Origin of the sequence: Hyphomicrobium sp., assembly GCF_047600905.1 — a bacterium.
Classification (GTDB): Bacteria; Pseudomonadota; Alphaproteobacteria; order Rhizobiales; family Hyphomicrobiaceae; genus Hyphomicrobium_B.
This window is the reverse complement of record NZ_JASGKD010000001.1, coordinates 2,543,508-2,560,741: the sequence shown is the minus strand read 5'-3', so window position 1 is coordinate 2,560,741 and position 17,234 is coordinate 2,543,508. Positions and strand designations below refer to the sequence as shown.

The window sequence follows — 17,234 nt, the reverse complement described above, 5'->3', positions numbered from 1 at the left end:
ATGTCAATCGCCTGAACCTTAGCGTTCAAGCATGTCCACCAGCCGGTACCATGCGATCGCGGCGCTGATGCCGATGTTGCGGAATGCGTGAAACGGGATTGGCCGTATCGGCGTGATAGGAAACGGAATTCGCTCCGCGTCGCGGGTCGCAAGATAATCGACGAGCCGAGGCCCGAGCGCCGTCATCAAGCCGACGCCACGCCCCTGGCAGCCGGCCGCAATGATCAACCCGGGCTCCGGTTCGTGCACATGTGGAAGATGATCGAGCGTCATCGCGACATGGCCGAACCAGCGCTTTTCGATTTTCGCGTCGGAAAGCGCTGGATAGAGCCGCTTCAGCGCGTGTTCGAGATGTGCCCAGGCTTTCGGATCCGTGGGCTCCGACATCGATCCGCGCCCGCCCAGCAGCATGCGCCGGTTCGGTCCCCGGCGATAATAGACGACGATGCGTCGCGAATCCGAGACGACTTGGCCCTCCGGCAGGATCGAGGCCAAGATGGTCTCGGATAGCGGCTCGGTCGCGATCTGGAAGGAATGCAACGGCAGCAATGTTCGCGCGAGTCCGGGGACGAGCGCATCGGCATACGCATTCGTTGCAACGATCACGGTCTTGGCGCGCAGCATTTTTCCGTCGGATGCTTCGAGTACCCAGGCAGCGTTTTCTCGCTGTAACCGCCGGATTCGCGTGTTTTCTGCAATGCGAACGCCCGCTGCTGTGCCGATGCGCGCGAGTTCCCGCGTGTAAGCGAACGGTTGGATAGCTCCACCTCTGGGATCGAACCATCCGCCGAGATAGCCCTTTGCGCCCGTTAGTCGCGTGACGTCCTCGACGTTGAGGATCTTCGCGGGCACGCCGTGGGCGATCCATTGTTTGGCGCGTGTCTCTGCCGCCCGCATGGCCGCTTCCGAATGCGCCGCCTGTATCCAACCCCGCGCCTCGCGCGGAACAGCAAGCTTCTCGCGCGTGATCAGTTCGAAGACGGCGTCGGCCGTCGATGCCGCGAACTGCGCCAGCGCCCCGCCGCGCTTCTCGCCGAAATGGGCGATGAGCCAATCGGGATCGTATTTGAGACTGGCGATCACCTGTCCGCCATTGAGCCCCGATGCGCGATCTCCCACGCCGGCCGCATCGACGATCCGCACCGCCTGCCCTTGCCGCGCCGCATGAAGACCTGAACTGAGCCCCAGGATTCCGCCGCCGACGATCGCCAAATCGCAGCTTTCGTTGGATTGAAGCGGATCGGCCGGAATCGCCGGCGCGGGAGCTTCGGTCCAAGCGGAGACAGGCGTGAAAGCGGTCACGATGTTCGCACCCTCGTGGTGAATGAAGCGAGAGGTAAGATTTTCATTTTTATGAAAGATTGTAAAGCGCCGAACAAGATCGCAGGTTTCGGCCACAAACGACGATTTCGCTCGGCAATCAAAAAATGCGCCGGGCGCATGCCATCCCGGCGCATTTGTCGAAGTTACATTCGTGTCCGGCAATCGCCGCGTATTACTTGATCAGGAACTCGTTCTGCAGCGGCAGCGACGTTTTCCAGAATGGCCGCTTATCCGCATTGGTCAGCGACGCCCACAGAGACGTCCCGTCGGCGACATTCTTGTCGAGCTTCACAGTGACGTTGTTGTGCGCACCCGCATCAAGCTTCGTGCTGCCGATAACCGAGTCATTGGCTTTTCCTGAGCTATTCGAGCCGTGAATGACAAGATGCCCAGCCGACGGCAGGTAGGCGTAAGTGACGTTGATTTCGCCCTCTTTGGGCTTCTGATTGAACACGATCACCGAGGGCGGCGTTTGTGAAACCATGCTCGTGGAGTCATCGACCAACGCATAGGCCGAGATTGGCAAGCCGAGCAGCAAAATAGATGCGACTGCGGCGGCGCTTGTGATTTTCAGACGAGGCATATCGGAGTCTCCGTGTCTGGATGGTTTGACATCCGCGACCCGAAATCCTGCGTGCGCCCCGTCTCAAGCATCTCGCAAGCTTGGCTCTAGATCGCGTAGATCTCACATATGGCCGAGCGGGCTCAATAAAAGTGAACTTGTTCGATGAAATTGTTCACTTTTCTTTGATGCTCGTCGACATGCTGCTGGAGCAAAGTCCTGCATCGCGCCGCCGGAGCCGCGGCGTCATCGTAAATTAGTGAGGTCGACGCGCCGCGAAGCCTTATGAAAAATGAAAGGCGGGATCCGAGAAGCTGATTTGCGGCAGCCGGATGCACTCTGCGAAATAGTCCTGCGTATGCTGCCACTCCGGCTTGTTGAGCCGCTTCGGCATCAGGTGCATGTCGCGCATGAGATAGCCCGGGTTGAAGTTATCATCGTCGATCCAGGGCAGTTGCGGCTCGTCTTTATCTTGTGGGCGCAGTTCGGTCGTCACCATCTCCTTGCCGATGGCGCGCATGTGATTGAGGAGACGGCAGACGAATTCTGCAATGAGCTCCACGCGAAGCGTCCAGCTTGAGCGGAAATAGCCAAACACCCAAACGAGATTGGGAACGCCCGTGAACATCATGCCGTGGTAAGTGACGGTATCGGCGAGGTTCAAAGCCGCGCCGTCGATCGAGAACGCAATGTCTCCCAGCACACACAGGCGGAACCCTGTCGCGGTGACGATGATATCGGCCGCGACGGCCCGGCCCGATTCCAATTCCACGCCTTCCGCCGTGAACTTTCGAATTCTGTCGGTGACGATGGATGCTTTGCCCTTTCGGAACGGCTCGAAAAAGTCTCCTTCCGGAATGAACGCCACCCGCTGCTGCCAGGGCCGGTAGCGAGGCGTGAAGTGCGTGGCAATATCGACCGATGGCCCAAGATGCGCTTGGACCGCTGCGATCATTTCCTTCGCGACGACATCGGGCTCGTTTTGCGCGCGCGAAAGTCTTCCCTCCTGCTCCTTGAGCAGTTTTTTCCGCACGATCGCGTGAATCCAATTTTCGTCGATTTCCAGCGCGCGCAGCTGATCGGCGAGCGCGTCGGCATTGGTGCCGGGATTGAAATAGGTCGGAGACCTCTGCAGCATCGTGACGTGTCCCGCCTTGTCGGCAATCGCGGGAACAAGAGTTGCAGCCGTCGCGCCAGAGCCGATCACGAGGATATTCTTGCCCTCGTAATCAAGATCGGAAGGCCATGTCTGCGGGTGGACGATCTGGCCTTTGAAGTCGTCGATGCCCGGCCAGTCCGGCGTGTAGCCTTCGTCGTGCCTGTAGTATCCCTGGCACATCCAGAGAAAGTTGGTCTCGAAGCGAACCGTTTCGCCGGACTGCTCGTTTCGAACCGCGAGGTTCCACCGCTTCCGCTTGCTGTCCCAGTTTGCCGACAGGACGCGATGGCGATAACGAATGTGCTTTTCGAGATCGTCTTCTTGGATGACTGCGGTCAAATAGGCGAGGATGCGGTCAGCGGTGGCCACAGGCGCCTCCACCCACGGCTTGAAACTAAAGCCGAAGGTATAAAGATCGCTATCGGACCGAATGCCGGGATAGCGGTGCGTGTGCCACGTTCCGCCGAACGTCTCCTGCGTTTCGAGCAGCAAGTACGAAAGCTGCGGGCAATCCTTTTTCAGATAATGCGCGCTGCCAATGCCGGATATGCCGGCTCCCACGATGATGACGTCGAAATACTGAACGTCATCGGCTGTCCCCGTTTGGGGCTGCACTTCGATATTCATTGAATTTGCTTTCTCGTGTACTCGCCGCCTAGACGGTTTCCATGTACCGGCGCCGCTCGAGGTCGGTCACGGTGCGTTCGAATACGCCCAGCTCGAAATCCGCGATGCGTAGAACATTCTCGACGACTTCGGGTGACAGGACCTCGCGGATCGCGGTGTCCCCTTGTGCCCGCGCGACCGCCGCCGACAACGTCGTGGGAACTTTCTCGACATTGTCCTCATAAGCGTTGCCGCTCGCGGCCGGAGGCGGCGTCAGGCCCAAGCGAATGCCGCGCAGTCCCGATCCAAGCGCAACCGACAGCCCGTAGTAGGGATTCATATCAGCGCCGCCCATGCGCACTTCCAGGCGCGTACTCTTGGGCGTCTCGTTGATCGCCCTGAAGCCCACCGTCCGATTGTCGACACCCCAGTTCCGCGTCGTTCCGGCGAATGTCATCGACTGCAGGCGCTTATACGAATTGACGTTTGGCGCGTAGAAGATCATCGAAGAGCCGAATACATCGATATTGCCGGCCACGAAGTTGAGGAAGGTATCGCTGAGGCGCAACGGCTTTTCGGCATTAAAGAAGATGGCCTCGCCGGTGTCGGACTTCTGCAGGCTCACATGAATGTGGCCCGAGCATCCCGACAGATCTTCCCGGAATTTCGCCATGAACGTTGCTGTTGCGCCGGCCTGCGATGCAATCTGCTTGGCGGCGAGCTTCAGCATCACCGAGGTGTCTGCCATCTTCACCGGATCGGAATGATGAAGGTTGACCTCGAACTGGCCTTGTCCCCATTCAGGCAGACATCCTTCGATCTCGTTGGGGAAGCAATCGCGCAATTTCCCGACGATCGATTCCCAATAATGGCCTTCGAGAATCGAATAGCAGTGAATGTCGCGAGACGCCGGCTCTATATCCGACCATTTGCCTTTCCGAACCTCCGCGATCGAAACCGGCAGCAGGTAAAACTCAAGTTCGAGGCTGGCCGATGCGCTGTATCCCATCGTTTTGGCTTCGGCGACTTTCCGTTTCAGCATCGAACGCGGACACAGCGGATGCGGAGATCCGTCGGGCATCGTCCAATCCATCAGAACGATCGCGGTATTGGGCTCCCACGGCGCCACGCGAAAAGTGGAGAGGTCGATCACGCCTTTGACGTCGGGAATGCCGGTGTCGAACAGTCCCGGTAGAACCTCGTCCATCGTCGTCGTTCCCATCAGAAACGAAGCGAAGTGCAGGCCGGATTCGACGGCATGATAGAAGTAAGGAACCGTTAGCCGCTTGCCGCGCAGGACGCCCGCCGCATCGGTTGCCGCGATGATGACCGTCTTCAGGTCTTCTCTTGTTATGATATCGCGGACTTCCTCAAGTCTCATTTCAGATCTCCCTTTCATTCGCGTGCCCGCGCGACGAGTACATTCCCGCGACGATGAAAATGATCGACAGAACGACGACGAGCGTGGCGACGGCATTGACTTCGGGCGTCACCTCGCGGCGCAGCAGAGACCACAGCGTCATGGGTAGGGTATTCTCGCGACCCGTGAGCAGGAACGTCACGGCGATCTCGTCGAAAGAGATCGAAAACGCGATCAGCATCGCGCCGAACAGGGCCGAGCGAATACTCGGAAGCGTCACGTGACGAAAGACTTCCCAGTCGTTGGCACCAAGATTGGCCGCGGCCTCCGCCTGGCTTCTCCCCAATTGCTGGAGACGGGCGAACACTTCCGTAATGGTCACGCACATCAACGCCGTGCCCTGGCCGAGCATGATCGTGTAAAGCGACAGACGAAAGTGAAGCGAGATATAAAACCCGAGCAGCGCGATGCCGGTAATGATGCCAGGCAGGACGATGGGCAGCATCACGATGCGCCGGAACAGGCCCTTGCCGGGAAAGTCATATCGATCCAAGGCGATCGCGGCGGGAACGCCGAACAAAACACTTATGATGACAACGCCGACGCCGACGAACACGCTGTTCCAAATCGATCTCAGCATCTGATCGTCCTGGAACAGTTCGTGGTACCAGCGAAGCGTCACTCCGTTGAACGGCAGACCGGTATACTGGCTGTCGTTGAACGAAAAGATCATCATCACCAGTATCGGCGCATAGAGAAATGCCAACACCGACATGGCCAAGGCAGTCACGAGCGGACGATTGCCAAAAGCGCGCATGATATCTCTCAGAATCGCGTTTGAGTTTTTTCTTCGAGCCATCCCGACGCCGAGATCAGCAATAGCCCGAGGGTGATGATGACGAGCCCGATCGCCGCGGCCATCGGCCAGTCGAAGGCCACGCCGAGAAGGTTGATGACCACATTGGAAATCATCACCGAGTCCGGGCCACCGACGAGAACCGGAGCGACGAAATCGCCGAATGCCAGCGAGAACGTGATGATGGCACCGGCGATGATACCAGGAACGCTGATCGGCAGGATGATGCGCCAGAAAATCATCCAGCCGTCGGCGCCCAGATTGCGCGCCGCTTCGATCAGCGACGTCGGCACGCGCTCGAGCTGCGCATAGATCGATAGCACCGCGAATGGCGTGAAAATGTATGTCAGCGTCATGACGACACTGAATTCGTTATAGAGAAAAAGCCGGACGGGCTCGTGCACCAAGCCGAGATTCTGCAGGCCGACGTTCAAGATGCCGCCGGAACCGAGAATCGTCTTCCAGGCATACGCCTTCACCAGATAGCTTGCCCACCACGGAACGATGACGAGCAGGTAGAGCAGGAATTTCAGGCGCGACGAACGGACGTGAAACGCCAGATAGAACGCCAGCGGATAGGCAACGATCGACGACAGCACTGCCGTCATCACGCCGATCCGCGCCGATTTGACGATGACGCTGAGGTAGGGATCGACGGTGAAAACACGGACGAAATTGTCGAACGACAATCCCGGGATGAAGCGCATATCGTCGACATGGCCAAGGCTGGTGTAAAGCAGCATGGCGTACGGGATCAGCATGAAGATCGTGAACCACACGACCGGCGGCAAAAGCCAAAGCATCATCCTGCGGCGTTCGATGCTTCGAGCGCTTCGGATCTTGGCTGCGGATTCAGCGACGGGTTCAAATGTCGTCATCGCCGCCATCTCAATGTACCACCACATGCGCCTTAGTAGGGTTGACGCTCAGCGCCACGGTCGTGCCATGGGCGACGGCAGGCAAATCGGTACGCGCATGGACGTGCACGACACCGGCATTGCCGAGCAGTTCGACCACGTATTCGACGTACTCTCCGCGGTAGAGGCTATCGACGACCTTGCCGCCGATCGCCCCCGCGCCCGCATCGGCAAATGCCAAATCCTCCGCCCGTAGCATCAATCCGACTTCGCTCCCCGGCGCGACCGTCGGAGTGCCTTGCAGGCCGACGCGGTCGCCGTTTTCGAGGCGAACAGTCATTGCGTCCGCTTGCTGGCTTTCGACCATCGCATTCACGATGTGCGCGTGGCCGATGAATGAGGCGACGTACCGGTTGGCCGGTCGGTCGTAAATTTCGCGCGGCGTGCCGAACTGCATGACTTTACCTTGCGACATAACCGCGATGCTGTCGCTCATCGCCATGGCTTCATCCTGGTCATGCGTAACGTAGACGAAGGTCTTTCCGAGCTCGCGATGGAGTCGGATGAGCTCGAGCTGCATAATCTTGCGAAGGTTGGCATCGAGAGATCCGAGCGGTTCGTCGAACAGCACGACCTTCGGATCTGTCACCAGTGCCCGTGCCAGCGACACCCGCTGCTTCTGGCCGCCGGACAACTGATGAGGCTTCTTCAGCGCGTGATCCTTGAGGTGCACGAGCTCGAGGAATTCGGCGACGCGCTGTCGAATTTGCGCCTCCGAATACTGGCCCTTCTTGCGCTTGACGCGCAATCCGAACGCGACGTTTTCCTCGACCGTCATGTTCGGAAACAGCGCGAAGTCTTGAAAGACCATGCGCATATCACGATCCGTAACGGGTTGGTCGGTTATGTCCTCCCCATCGCGGAAAATTTGGCCCGAGGTAGGGATTTCAAGGCCGGCGATCATTCTCAAGGTCGTGGTCTTCCCGCACCCGGAAGGGCCGAGAAGCGTGATGAACTTGCCTGCGCCGATTGTCATATCGACACCGTCGACCGCCCAAGAGGCGTGCCCGTGAGCTTCATAGAGTTTGCGAAGATTTCGAAGTTCGATTCCGGTAGTAGTCATCGCACCCAGTGGTCCTATCGTAGCTCTAAGTGTCGGGCACGCCGCTTGCAGCGCGTACGTCGAGTTCGTGAGCGGCTTATTGCGCCGCTGCTTTCACCTGGTTCCAGATTTCGAGATATTTCGCCCGGCGTTTAACCGGCTGCCACCAATCGACGTTGGTGAGCGTTTCAGGGTCGCTCATTCCCAATTCGACGTAGGCCGCTTTCGTCTTTTCATCGAGCTCGTCGGCCATCTTGGTGTTGGTATAGCCGAACCCGGTCACCTTGTGGCCGAGAGCCTGAGCCTTTGCGGACGAGATGTAGTTGAGCCAGGGATAGACGCACGGATTGCTTTCCGCTCCCTTGACGATCATCCAACTGTCGCTCCAGCCGCCGCGGCCTTCCTTCGGCTTGAGATCGGCGACTTTCTTGCCGGCGGCGCGCAGCTGCACGATCGTGGATTCCCACGAATTGCCGCCGACGACTTCGCCGCTCTCCATGAGCGTGCCCATTTCGCCGGTCGTGAACCAATATTTGCGGATATTGGGCTTCATCGCGATGAGCTTGGCTTTGACCTGCTCAAGCTGTTCGTCGCTCAGATCGTAGGTGTTTTTGAATCCGAGATAGCGCGACGCGGTGTAGACGGTCTCGATGTCGTCCCACACCGAAAGCTTGCCGGCGTATTTTGAATCCCAGAGAAAGCCCAGCGTATCCGTCGACGGATCGACGGCGGACGGATCGGCGATAATGCGGATGACGCCCCAGCTGTAGGGAACGCCCCAAAGCTTGTCGTCCTTGACGTCCCATGCAGGCTTTTTGAATTGCGGAAGAAAGTTCGCAAGATTGGGCACCTTGCTTTCGTCGATCGGCGACACGGCATCGGCATTCACAAGCCGCATCGTCGTATCGTTCGACGGAGAAATGAGATCGGCCGTACCGCCGCCGCTCATGACCTTCGAGACGATCTCATCGTTCGTGCCGACATAGACGGCGTTTACCTTGCATCCGGTTTCGGCTTCGAAAGGCTCTACGAAGGTTTTGTCGGCATAGCCTTCCCAGCACAGAAGCGTTAGTTGCCCCCCGGCCATGGCGGTGCTCGAGAAACCAAAACTTCCCAACACCACCGCTGTCGCCAAACGGTGTAATTTACGCGTCACGCAGTCCATTACCTTCCTCCTTTGTCAGCAGCTGGATGGGAATCTGGCCGATACGGCTCACCGTGTTGACGCGGAACTTGTCCATGATCGCGTCATAGGCTTCAGAAATATGCCGCGCGATCTCCGTGTCCAAAGCACGGGCATCGCGCCGCCGAATCGCATCGATGATGGGGCCGTGTGAGCGCGCGGTCGCCGCTTGCGCTTTCACGTCGTTGGTGTTGGTCATGTACCAGAGCCGGTACGTCAGCCCTGAAAGATTGTAGAGCGCCTGCGTCAGCAGCGGGTTTCCACACTCCTGGTAGACTTGCGAGTGAAATTCGAAATCGAGCAGCAGCAAGCCTTCGACGTCGCCCTCGCGTGCGAGAGCCGGGACAACGTCGAACGTGTGGGCAAGACGGCTGACCTGCTTGCTCGTTGCGGCCTCCAGCCAAAGCCGCCAAGCCAGGCGCTCCAGGTGCAGCCGCAAAGTATAAAGATCGTTGACTTCCGACACTTCGACAGGCGCGACTTCAATCACCTGGTTGCGCTGAAAGAGCACGAGCCTTTCTCCCGCGAGCCGCAGTAATGCCTCGCGCAAAGGCGTGCGTCCGTAGCCGAGTTTCTCGATTAGATAGCGATCGTTGATAACCGAGCCCGGCTGAAGCTCGCAGCGAAGGATCATCGCGCGAACGGCATGATAGGCCTTCGAGGCTTGCGTTTCGCGTTCCCCGTCGGCTTGCGGCAGTCGGAACGGCTCTCTCTTCTTCGGCACGATAACCTCGATTGCGACAATCGACGGAGGGCAGTAAAGGCCTCTTCAAAATATATTGTCAATATTTTTTATGATCGAAATTGCACCATTTTTGTTCGTTGCGCTGCACTAAAAAATAGCGGTTTTGCTGGAAAAACTTGCACATTGACGAAGTAGATATATTACAAATATACCTGAAATTGCCAAGTCGATCAGTGCACGGCAAAGTCATACGAGGGCGAGGGAGCTGGTGTTGAAAATGATATTTTTCTCGAAAACGATGCTGCCTGCTCAGGCAGCCGTGGGCATCGGCGTTGTAGTGAAATCCGTCTAAGTTTGAGGCTTGAGCGCATGGCCGTCTCGGGTGAAGCCGATGGCATTCTCACCGCCGATGCGAAGGGCTGGAATCGCGCGAGCTGGAAAATATTGCGGCTCGGCTTCCAGCTTCTGCTGCCCTTCCTTTCATATTTTTATCGCTTCACTGCGCTCGCGGCCGAAATGCCGGCCGTCGATCCGCGCGCCGGATTTCATGCGTGGATGGTAACGCGGTTTGGCAGGTCGAGAGGCGACAGGCCCGAGGACCGAAGACAGCCGTCGTTTTTATCGCTCGCGCTGTTGGATGGCCCGGCATCAAAGAACGTCTCGATGACCGATCTGACCATCGGTAGTGGGATCGGAAAGTTGGCGGCGCGTCTATATAGGCCGCGTTCGGCGCCCCAGGTTGCGCCTGTGTTGATCTACCTTCATTTCGGCGGCTGCGTTCTCGGCGATCTTGAAACCTGCCATACCGCCTGCAGTTTGCTCGCGGAGCATTCCGGTTGTCTCATCCTTTCTGTCGCTTATCGTTTGGCGCCCGAGCATCGCTTTCCTGCCGCCGTTGATGATGTCCTGACGGCATTCGACTGGACGCAGGCTTCTGCGAAATCGCTGGGCATAGACGCGAGCCGGATCGCCGTCGGCGGTGATTCTGCCGGCGGATATCTGGCGGTGGCCGCATCACTATGCCTTCGCGACAACGCTGGAAAGATGCCGTTCCTGCAGGTGTTGATTTACCCAGTGGTAGACATGGATAGGACAGCAATGCCGCCGACAGCGTTCGACAATTGCTATCCGTTGACCCGAAACGACATGATCTGGTTTGCTGAGCAATATATGCGTGATGCCTCCGACGCCGATGATCCAAGATGCTCGGTCGCCCGCGCTAAGAACCTCTCCGGCCTGCCTCCGACCATCCTCGTTCAGGCCGGCAATGACATCCTTGAGGCTGAAGGCAGCGCTTTCGGGCAGCGCCTCGCCAACGAAGGCAACGACGTAACGACGCTCAAATATCCATCGCTGCCACACGCTTTCACCGCAATGTCCGGTGGGGTTCCCAAGGCTCGTGACGCGCTCATCGAAATCGCGAGAACGCTTTGCGAGCACATGAACTCTCCGCGCAAACCAGAAGGGTCAAGACATGAAGATCGCTAACGCGAATTGGAGCTATCCAACCAAAATCTGGTTCGGAGCAGGACGGATCTCGGAGCTGCCGGTCGCCTGCAAGGAAGCAGGTATCTCGCGCCCGTTGTTCGTTACCGATCCAGGGATCTCCAAGCTGCCGATGGTCCAGTCGGCGGTCGATGATCTCGCCCGCGCAGGACTTCAGACGTCCGTGTTCGACGCGCTGCAGGGCAATCCGACATCCGTCAATCTCGCCGATGGCATTGCCGCGTATCGCCAGGGTGGACACGATGGTGTCGTCGCATTCGGTGGAGGAAGCGCTCTCGACGTCGGCAAGACCGTCGCCCTCATGGTTGGCCAGACGCGCCCGGTATGGGATTTCGAAGATATCGGCGATAACTGGCGTCGCGCCGCCGCCGAAGCGATCGCGCCGATCATTGCAGTTCCGACCACGGCTGGCACCGGCTCCGAGGTCGGCCGCGCCACCGTGATCACGGACGCCGATCACCATGTGAAGAAAATCATCTTCCATCCCGCGATGATGCCAAAAATCGCGATCCTCGATCCTGAACTGACCGTAGGATTGTCGCCGGCCCTGACGGCCGGAACCGGCATGGATGCGCTCTCTCACGCAATCGAGGCATTCTGCGCGCCAAGCTATCATCCGATGGCCGACGCGATCGCGATTGAGAGCGTCAGATTGGTCAAGGACTACTTGCCTCGCGCCGTCCGCACAGGCGATGACATTGAAGCGCGTGGCCAGATGCTATCGGCCGCGGCGATGGCAGCAACCGCGTTTCAGAAGGGCCTCGGCGCGATCCATTCGGTCAGCCATCCCATCGGCGCGCTTTACGGTACGCATCACGGACTGACAAACGCCGTCGCGATGCCCTACGTCATCGCCTTCAACGCGCCGGCTATTGGCGAAAAGATGCAGCGCTTGGCGACGTATCTCGGTCTTGGCGGCGGAAAATCCCTTTCGCAGGTCGCGGCTGTTCAAGCGATTAACGATTGGATTCTCGAACTCAGATCGGAAATTGCGATTCCGCCGACCATCGCCGAGCTCGGAGTCGGTGCGGATCGGCTGACCGAAATCGCCCGCTTGGCAATCGTCGATCCGACCGCCGGAACCAACCCCGTTCCGCTCACGCAAAATAACGTCGAAGAGCTTCTGGCTGAGATGCATGCGGGAACTATCCGTAAGATCGCCTGACGCCTTCCAGAGTAGGTCGTGACAGCGGCCGGCGTTTCTCGTAGGACACCGGTGCAACGGTTGGCCTTCGCCTGATGCAAGATCCCTCGCATCAGGCGAAGCGCCATTTTCGCATCTGAATTCAAACGATCCGGAGAGAAAGCATGAGCGACATCATTTTCAAGGCTGGCGAGGCAACGGTTCTGGCGGCTCCGGGCCAATATACCGATGCCATGCCTGAGGTTCTGATCGGTTCTGTGAACGGCCCCGTCGGCCACGCGTTTGCCGGTATGATGGGGCAGTCGGTCGGCCATACGCGGTTCTTCGCGATACGCGACCTCAACCAGATGGCGCGTCCCGTCACCATGATGACGACCAAGGTGACGATCGCCTCCGGCGAGTATGTCGAGCTGCTCGGCGGCGTCGTTCAAGCCGCGATTGCCGATGCTGTCGTCGATAGCGTCTCGGATGGCGTCATCCCGAAATCGATCGTCGATGAAATCTGCATCATCGTCACGATCTGGCTCGATCCGCGCTGCGCCAATCATGCCGAGCTGGATAAAAAAGATCTCTACAATACGAACTATAAGGCGATGAAGTTGGCGATCGAGCGCGCATTGAAGAGCGAACCCTCCATCGATGAACTCATCAAGAACCGCAAAACCATCAAGCACTACGCATTGGACGGCGTCATCGACTATTGACCCGCAAGAAGGCCCGCTGCGTTTCAGCTTGATCATTCGACGATCGCATCTGCTCTTCTTGCTCGTCAAAACGCGAATGTCGTTCGTTCGTGCTGACAGAAAATTCTTCCGCTCGGCGCCAGGCTGGCGCGGGCGGGAAGCATTTTTTCTTATCCAAAGTCTAAGAAAATAACCGTCGCCCCGAAAGTTCCACTGCGTCACTGCGGAAAATGTTCGACGTGCGTCTCGGCGGTACGACCGAAATACAGCACGCGTCTGCCCAGAAACGAGACGATGTATCCCGCGCAGCCGAGCGCCTTAACATTCTTGCAGAACGCCATGTAAGAATAGTCCGGCGGGTTTGCTTGTGCCCATCTTATCTGTGCGACGATTCCGGGCTGATCGAATTGCGCGGCGACCTTCTCTTCAGATGATCGGTTCTCGAGCGTAACGCCATCCCCGTCGGCGAGGAAATAGGTGGTCGTGTTGCGACGATAATCGACGACATAACCTTCAAATCCGGCGTTGATCAGCGTCCCTACGATTTCGGGAAAGGCCATTGTCTTGTCGTAGGCAGCATTCAGGCAGCTTTCGGCAATAGACGTTTGTTGCGCATCCACGGCGCACTCCTTTCCATTCAGTGTCAGCAATTGAAGGGGAGCTCAATCGAGCGGGACGTTTGTCAGTTCGCGTTCGTTGACGATCTTTCGCAAAATCTGCGCGAGCCGCCGGCGCTCGTCTAAAGTGAGTGCGCTGAAAAACTCTTCGTCGTTCTCGTCCGCAAGTGCGGCCAGGCGCGGCACGAGGGCTCGGCCCTTTTGGTTCAGGGCAAGTGTATGCGCGCGCTTGTCATCGGGATTGTCTCGGCGTTCGATCAGAGACTTTTCAAGAAGGCGGTCGGAGAGTTTGGAAATTGCCCCTTTTGTCATTGCCATCCCCTCCGCCAACTGCGACGGCGCAACATGCCCGCCGTCATAAAGGGCGCGCAGGAAAACCCACTCGGCGACTGTTACTCCTTCGCGCTCGACCTTGCGGGCAAAGCTTTGCGAGACGGTGTTTGACACGAACCTGAGCCAGTAGCCCAGATGTGCGTCAAGCGTTGAGGGAGACGATTTTGGTGACACGAATACCTCACTAGTTGATTAGGAAACTATATGCAATTAATTTCCTAGTCAACTATATTTTTATTGCCGCTTAGCTGCCGGATGAAGTCGTGACTTTCTCCTGGGCCGCCTGCACAAGGGCTTCCAACGCCGGACGAGCTGGAGCAAAGAAGGTCGCGCCGGTGAGTGGCGTCGAGAAATCCAGCAGCCGGTCATAAGCCCCGGGCGTATCACCCAAATACATGCGTTCCAGCATCTTCTCGATGACCCAAAGATAGCGGGAATAGCCAATGAAATAGGTGCCGAACTCGCGTTGTCCCGGTCGGCCGAAGGGCATGTTGTCCCGCAGGATGTCATACTCGTGGCCATTGGTATCGACGATGGTCGCGAGCGACTTGTGCGATTTGCGAGGTGCATCGTCATCGTCGATTTCGACGTTGTCGATTTTCGTGCGGCCGATGATCGCTTCCTGGAGAGGTGTTGGCACCTTCGTCCACGCACAGAGGTCGTGCAGATATTTCTGAATGACTACGTAGCTGCCTCCTGCGAAGTCGCGATCTTCATCGCCAACGAGCGCAGAGGCGGGCAAATTGAGGCCGGTCGGATTCGCCGTGCCGTCGACAAAACCAAGAAGATCTCGCGCATCGAAATACCGAAAGCCCGCGACCTCGTCGACCACGGTGATGCCGTCGCCGAGGCTGTCGAGCAATAGCCGCTCGAACTCAAAGCAGAAGTCACGACGCTCGGCGCGGATATGGAAGAGCAGATCGCCCGGTGTAGAAGGCGCCGAATGGACTGGGCCCTTGACCGGGGCAAAGACCTTGAGCTCCTGCGGCCGCTTGTCGAAGTGGAGGCGGTCCCAGAGCTCGCTCCCTATCCCGACGATGCAGGAAAGGCGGGCGGAAAGATCGCGAAAGCCGACCGTTTTGACGAGATCGTCAAGCCCATCGAGGGCTGCGCAGACCCTTGCAAGCGATTCCGGTTCGCTTCCAACCGTGACGACGAGAAATACGGCTGCCCGTGACAGCGGTGCGTCGATGCTTTGCGCGTCGATCGGAACTCTGTCCCAATTCTTGCCCGTCATCCCGGATTCTTCCTTCTCGCACAGGGATACAAACGCTAAGCCGCAGAGTCCGGTCGGCATTCACGTTCAATATGTCCCTGTATCATGTTGCCTCGCCGCAGCGCCAGACCGCCAACATGGGAGGCGTATTGAGCTTACGTATCATGACGAAGAGTTCTCATCTTCGTCTGGTCCGGCGCTGGTTCAATGCAGCCCGCTGTGCATCGTCTTCAGATCCGTCGCGACGAAGTGACAAGCAGCGAACTCAGCTTTTGGGTGAAGCTGAGACCTCGCACTTTCATATACCTACATAAAAATCTCAGCGTGCGCAGATAGTACGCCGCATCGTGCATTCCGGCTCGCCAGAAATTTCGGGTTAATGTCACAGCGACAAGGCTCGCCAACGACGCCGATGCTGGCGCCAGCAAGCGGCGACCGCGAGCAAATATCGATCCAACGCCTACGAAGAGCACTCTGACAATCAGCAACGCGGCTTCGCCGCACCAAAGCGCAATCCGTCTCAGAGGCAGCGGTCCGGGAGCGTCGCTCATCTCGGATGCCATTATGCCGAGCGCGGTTAGTCGCTGGCGCAGTTTGCTTTGATCCCCGGCGCCGAGGAAAAACCGATAGGTTCCGGCCGCAATAATTCGGGCCTTTCCGGCGACTCCGATCGCGCGCGTAACTCGTTTTTGATCTGATCCCTTCAAACGCGCCAACCGTTTCTTGAACCAGATAACGATGCCGGTAAAGGAAAGCACGGCGACGACGATACCCATGATCGTCAACAATATGCGGCCCGGCAGGCCGGCGATCCGTCCCGAATGCAGCGGGAATTGTAATTGCATGAAGATGTCAGCGGCCGTACCGGCCCAGGGAACGCTGTCGCCGAGCAACGTGCCGGTATTGCCGTCAAAATACAGCGTCCTTGGCTCTAGTCCGTACTCGCCATGCTCCTTCCCCGTTTCGAAAAACGAAACGCCGTAGACGCCGGTTTGCTGGTTATAGAAGGTGCTTCCAAGGGGCTCCTGCCAAGAGCGCTTTGCGGCTTCGTCCGAAGCGCGATCGAGGATCGACGCGAACGACAATGCTGCGGGAATGGGTTTGTCGATCGGTGCCGGCGTTCGCGAAGCTTCGGCATCGGCGGTCAGCGTCGAGATCTTGCCAAGAAGCGGTCGGACGATGTCGTCGCCCAAATTCATCGAAATGGACGTGAACGCAAGGATCAAGAGAAAGAGCCATGTCCATAAACCCGCTGCGCGATGAATATCGAAATTGAGACGGTATGCGCTGGCGTTGCGTTTTATTTGCCAAGCGGGAGCCCAGCGGGACAACCAGGATTTATCGCGAGAGAAACGCGCCGCCGTTGGCGTTGGCGTCAACCGCTTTTGTGGAGACGGCGGGAACGTCAACAACAGTCCAACGAAACAATCGAACGTCCAGACGATACCGACGATGCCCATCAGCCAGATGCCCCATCGGTCGTAGCCGTAGAAATCGGGGATATGCATCGAATAGTGCAACTTGTAGAGGAATGGCAGGATATCCCTACGATCCAGGGAAATTCTTCCCCAAAAGCGCGTACCCAGAACCTCGCCGGTCGCCGGCTCGACATACGCTTGATTGTAATCGAGTTCGTAAAGACGGCCCGTATCAGCATCGATACGCGGCTCAACAAAGAGGTCTGCGGATTTTCCTTGCTCATAAGAAAGCGGAAAATAGGTCACACGCGCATGCGGATTGGCAGCCTCGAAGCGCGCCACCAATTCAAGCGGCGGCAGGGGCGTTCCGGCCTGCGTCGCGTCGAATAGGTCGGGATTAAGCCACTCGTCCAGTTCGTGATCCCACGAGATCACTGACCCGGTGACGCCAGCGATAAACAGAAAAACTGCAATGAACAGACCGGCCCACCGATGGACGATAACAAGTAAGCCGCGCACTCCAAGCCCTCTGCCGACACAATGAAATCGAAGTCGATACTACCCCGGCCATTATTGACTTGAATAGTAAAGATTCAGCCGATACCCTACCTCGGCCGGGGTGTG

The 17,234-nt window shown here is 57.9% G+C and carries 16 protein-coding genes; 3 read left to right on the top strand and 13 right to left on the bottom strand.

Annotated elements, in window-relative coordinates:
* Window positions 1-18: 18 nt before the first annotated feature.
* From QM780_RS12260 to QM780_RS12220, 9 genes are all read right to left on the bottom strand, one after another.
* Window positions 19-1,302 carry an NAD(P)/FAD-dependent oxidoreductase gene (locus QM780_RS12260; protein ID WP_415070744.1) on the bottom strand — a complete coding sequence of 428 codons (1,284 nt, stop codon included), beginning with the start codon at window positions 1,300-1,302 and terminating at the stop codon, window positions 19-21.
* Between the two features lie 193 nt (window positions 1,303-1,495).
* Entirely contained in the window at window positions 1,496-1,906 is a 411-nt protein-coding gene (locus QM780_RS12255) for a hypothetical protein (protein ID WP_415070743.1), read from the bottom strand.
* Between the two features lie 262 nt (window positions 1,907-2,168).
* On the bottom strand, window positions 2,169-3,671 hold the full coding sequence (locus tag QM780_RS12250; protein ID WP_415070742.1) for a flavin-containing monooxygenase: 1,503 nt from the start codon (window positions 3,669-3,671) through the stop codon (window positions 2,169-2,171).
* A 28-nt stretch (window positions 3,672-3,699) separates the two neighbouring features.
* On the bottom strand, window positions 3,700-5,031 hold the full coding sequence (locus QM780_RS12245) for a glutamine synthetase family protein (RefSeq protein WP_415070741.1): 1,332 nt from the start codon (window positions 5,029-5,031) through the stop codon (window positions 3,700-3,702).
* Window position 5,032: 1 nt separating this feature from the next.
* A complete protein-coding gene (locus tag QM780_RS12240; RefSeq protein ID WP_415070740.1) occupies window positions 5,033-5,827 on the bottom strand; it encodes an ABC transporter permease in 795 nt (264 codons plus the stop codon).
* 8 nt (window positions 5,828-5,835) lie between these two features.
* On the bottom strand, window positions 5,836-6,744 hold the full coding sequence (locus QM780_RS12235; protein ID WP_415070739.1) for an ABC transporter permease: 909 nt from the start codon (window positions 6,742-6,744) through the stop codon (window positions 5,836-5,838).
* Window positions 6,745-6,754: 10 nt separating this feature from the next.
* Window positions 6,755-7,846 carry an ABC transporter ATP-binding protein gene (locus QM780_RS12230; protein ID WP_415070738.1) on the bottom strand — a complete coding sequence of 364 codons (1,092 nt, stop codon included), beginning with the start codon at window positions 7,844-7,846 and terminating at the stop codon, window positions 6,755-6,757.
* A 76-nt stretch (window positions 7,847-7,922) separates the two neighbouring features.
* Window positions 7,923-8,912, bottom strand: coding sequence for an ABC transporter substrate-binding protein (locus QM780_RS12225; RefSeq protein ID WP_415070737.1), 990 nt, complete (start codon window positions 8,910-8,912; stop codon window positions 7,923-7,925).
* A 58-nt stretch (window positions 8,913-8,970) separates the two neighbouring features.
* On the bottom strand, window positions 8,971-9,732 hold the full coding sequence (locus tag QM780_RS12220) for a GntR family transcriptional regulator (protein ID WP_415070736.1): 762 nt from the start codon (window positions 9,730-9,732) through the stop codon (window positions 8,971-8,973).
* Between the two features lie 330 nt (window positions 9,733-10,062).
* Between QM780_RS12220 and QM780_RS12215 the strand changes: the two genes are divergently transcribed.
* The 3 genes from QM780_RS12215 (at window position 10,063) to fae (ending at window position 13,047) form a co-directional block, all read left to right on the top strand.
* Window positions 10,063-11,181 (top strand): alpha/beta hydrolase, encoded by a 1,119-nt coding sequence (locus QM780_RS12215; RefSeq protein WP_415070735.1) that lies wholly within the window; start codon window positions 10,063-10,065, stop codon window positions 11,179-11,181.
* A complete protein-coding gene (locus QM780_RS12210; RefSeq protein ID WP_415070734.1) occupies window positions 11,168-12,364 on the top strand; it encodes an iron-containing alcohol dehydrogenase in 1,197 nt (398 codons plus the stop codon). The genes QM780_RS12215 and QM780_RS12210 overlap by 14 nt, the downstream gene beginning before the upstream one ends.
* A 143-nt stretch (window positions 12,365-12,507) precedes the next feature.
* Window positions 12,508-13,047 carry a formaldehyde-activating enzyme gene (gene fae, locus QM780_RS12205; protein WP_415070733.1) on the top strand — a complete coding sequence of 180 codons (540 nt, stop codon included), beginning with the start codon at window positions 12,508-12,510 and terminating at the stop codon, window positions 13,045-13,047.
* 197 nt (window positions 13,048-13,244) lie between these two features.
* Here fae and QM780_RS12200 read toward each other — a convergent pair whose 3' ends face one another.
* The 4 genes from QM780_RS12200 to QM780_RS12185 form a co-directional block, all read right to left on the bottom strand.
* Complete coding sequence (locus tag QM780_RS12200) at window positions 13,245-13,646, bottom strand: DUF1398 domain-containing protein (RefSeq protein ID WP_415070732.1); 402 nt, start codon at window positions 13,644-13,646, stop codon at window positions 13,245-13,247.
* Between the two features lie 42 nt (window positions 13,647-13,688).
* Window positions 13,689-14,090: a MarR family winged helix-turn-helix transcriptional regulator gene (locus tag QM780_RS12195; protein WP_415070731.1), complete on the bottom strand. Its 402-nt coding sequence runs from the start codon at window positions 14,088-14,090 to the stop codon at window positions 13,689-13,691.
* Window positions 14,091-14,220: 130 nt separating this feature from the next.
* Window positions 14,221-15,213 (bottom strand): Dyp-type peroxidase, encoded by a 993-nt coding sequence (locus QM780_RS12190; RefSeq protein ID WP_415070730.1) that lies wholly within the window; start codon window positions 15,211-15,213, stop codon window positions 14,221-14,223.
* A 209-nt stretch (window positions 15,214-15,422) separates the two neighbouring features.
* Window positions 15,423-17,129, bottom strand: a complete 1,707-nt coding sequence (locus QM780_RS12185; RefSeq protein ID WP_415070729.1) for a PepSY-associated TM helix domain-containing protein — start codon at window positions 17,127-17,129, stop codon at window positions 15,423-15,425.
* Window positions 17,130-17,234: the final 105 nt, after the last annotated feature.

What these genes read in the sequence shown, in the direction of transcription:
- QM780_RS12255 (WP_415070743.1), bottom strand. Translation starts at nt 1,906, where the DNA reads ATGCCTCGTCTGAAAATCACAAGCGCCGCCGCAGTCGCATCTATTTTG.
- QM780_RS12190 (WP_415070730.1), bottom strand. Translation starts at nt 15,213, where the DNA reads ATGACGGGCAAGAATTGGGACAGAGTTCCGATCGACGCGCAAAGCATC.
- fae (WP_415070733.1), top strand. Translation starts at nt 12,508, where the DNA reads ATGAGCGACATCATTTTCAAGGCTGGCGAGGCAACGGTTCTGGCGGCT.
- QM780_RS12240 (WP_415070740.1), bottom strand. Translation starts at nt 5,827, where the DNA reads ATGCGCGCTTTTGGCAATCGTCCGCTCGTGACTGCCTTGGCCATGTCG.
- QM780_RS12235 (WP_415070739.1), bottom strand. Translation starts at nt 6,744, where the DNA reads ATGACGACATTTGAACCCGTCGCTGAATCCGCAGCCAAGATCCGAAGC.
- QM780_RS12245 (WP_415070741.1), bottom strand. Translation starts at nt 5,031, where the DNA reads ATGAGACTTGAGGAAGTCCGCGATATCATAACAAGAGAAGACCTGAAG.
- QM780_RS12230 (WP_415070738.1), bottom strand. Translation starts at nt 7,846, where the DNA reads ATGACTACTACCGGAATCGAACTTCGAAATCTTCGCAAACTCTATGAA.
- QM780_RS12250 (WP_415070742.1), bottom strand. Translation starts at nt 3,671, where the DNA reads ATGAATATCGAAGTGCAGCCCCAAACGGGGACAGCCGATGACGTTCAG.
- QM780_RS12225 (WP_415070737.1), bottom strand. Translation starts at nt 8,912, where the DNA reads ATGGCCGGGGGGCAACTAACGCTTCTGTGCTGGGAAGGCTATGCCGAC.
- QM780_RS12215 (WP_415070735.1), top strand. Translation starts at nt 10,063, where the DNA reads ATGGCCGTCTCGGGTGAAGCCGATGGCATTCTCACCGCCGATGCGAAG.
- QM780_RS12210 (WP_415070734.1), top strand. Translation starts at nt 11,168, where the DNA reads ATGAAGATCGCTAACGCGAATTGGAGCTATCCAACCAAAATCTGGTTC.